This is a genomic window from Streptococcus mitis, from assembly GCF_001074635.1.
Classification (GTDB): domain Bacteria; phylum Bacillota; class Bacilli; order Lactobacillales; family Streptococcaceae; genus Streptococcus; species Streptococcus mitis_E.
This window is the reverse complement of sequence record NZ_JUQO01000059.1, coordinates 1-1,314: the sequence shown is the minus strand read 5'-3', so window position 1 is coordinate 1,314 and position 1,314 is coordinate 1. Positions and strand designations below refer to the sequence as shown.

Here is a 1,314-nt window from a genome sequence, read left to right as displayed (position 1 = left end):
TTCGAATTAACGTTTACTAAATGTGATGCTTTACGAGCTTTCTTAAAATCTGGTTCCCTAAATACTTTGAGTACACTTATAATGTTGATGCCCCAAAACATCTAAAAGCTCTGGCAGAAAATCATTACAATTTCTGGAGGAATGGCAGTTCTAATGGTCACTTTCATGTCTTTCTATGGCCTTTTCTATAATGGAGTGGCTATCACGCCAAAGACTTATCTAAGTGCCTGGACCGTAAACTTTATTGCTGCTCTTCCTCTAAACTTCCTAATTGTCGGACCAATTGCCCGTTTTATACTAAGTTCTTTTCAGAAACCATTTACTGGGGAAGAAGAAGTTGAAGATTTTTAAGATGATGATGAAATCCCAACTATTATCTAAGCCATTTCTGTAAACTACTAACATTTGAAATCCACTTCCTTTTAGGGTACAATGGTAGAAATAAATTTTTGAGAGGAACAGAATGAAAAAACTAGCAACCCTTCTTTTACTGTCCACTGTAGCCCTAGCTGGGTGTAGCAGCATCCAACGCAGTCTACGTGGTGATGACTATGTTGATTCCAGTCTTGCTGCTGAAGAAAGTTCCAAAGCAGCTGCCCAATCTGCTAAGGAGTTAAACGATGCTTTAACAAACGAAAACGCCAATTTCCCGCAACTATCTAAAGAAGTTGCTGAAGACGAGGCTGAAGTGATTCTACACACAAGTCAAGGAGATATCCGTATCAAACTCTTCCCTAAACTCGCTCCTCTAGCGGTTGAAAACTTCCTCACTCATGCCAAAGAAGGATACTATAACGGCATTACCTTCCACCGTGTCATCGATGGCTTCATGGTTCAAACTGGAGATCCAAAAGGAGACGGTACAGGTGGTCAGTCCATCTGGCATGACAAGGATAAGACTAAAGACAAGGGAACTGGTTTCAAAAACGAGATTACTCCTTATCTCTATAACATCCGTGGTGCTCTTTCTATGGCTAATACTGGTCAACCAAACACCAATGGTAGCCAGTTCTTCATCAACCAAAATTCTACAGATACCTCTGCTAAACTCCCTACAAGCAAGTATCCAAAGAAAATCATCGAAGCCTACAAAGAAGGGGGAAACCCTAGTCTAGATGGCAAACACCCAGTCTTTGGTCAAGTAATTGACGGTATGGATGTAGTAGATAAAATTGCTAAAGCCGAAAAAGATGAGAAAGATAAACCAACGACTGCTATTACTATCGACAGCATCGAAGTGGTGAAAGACTACGATTTTAAACTCAATGAAAATCAAAGAGCAAACTAGGAAACTAGCCGCAGGCTGTACTTGAG

Annotated in this window: 2 protein-coding genes; both read left to right on the top strand. The window is 40.3% G+C overall.

Translation table 11 applies throughout. The features are described 5' to 3' along the window. Positions 1-123: 123 nt before the first annotated feature. On the top strand, positions 124-351 hold the full coding sequence (locus ADI58_RS01970) for a DUF2798 domain-containing protein (RefSeq protein WP_481556248.1): 228 nt from the start codon (positions 124-126) through the stop codon (positions 349-351). Positions 352-463: 112 nt separating this feature from the next. Then, positions 464-1,288 carry a peptidylprolyl isomerase gene (locus ADI58_RS01965; protein ID WP_049521260.1) on the top strand — a complete coding sequence of 275 codons (825 nt, stop codon included), beginning with the start codon at positions 464-466 and terminating at the stop codon, positions 1,286-1,288. Positions 1,289-1,314: the final 26 nt, after the last annotated feature.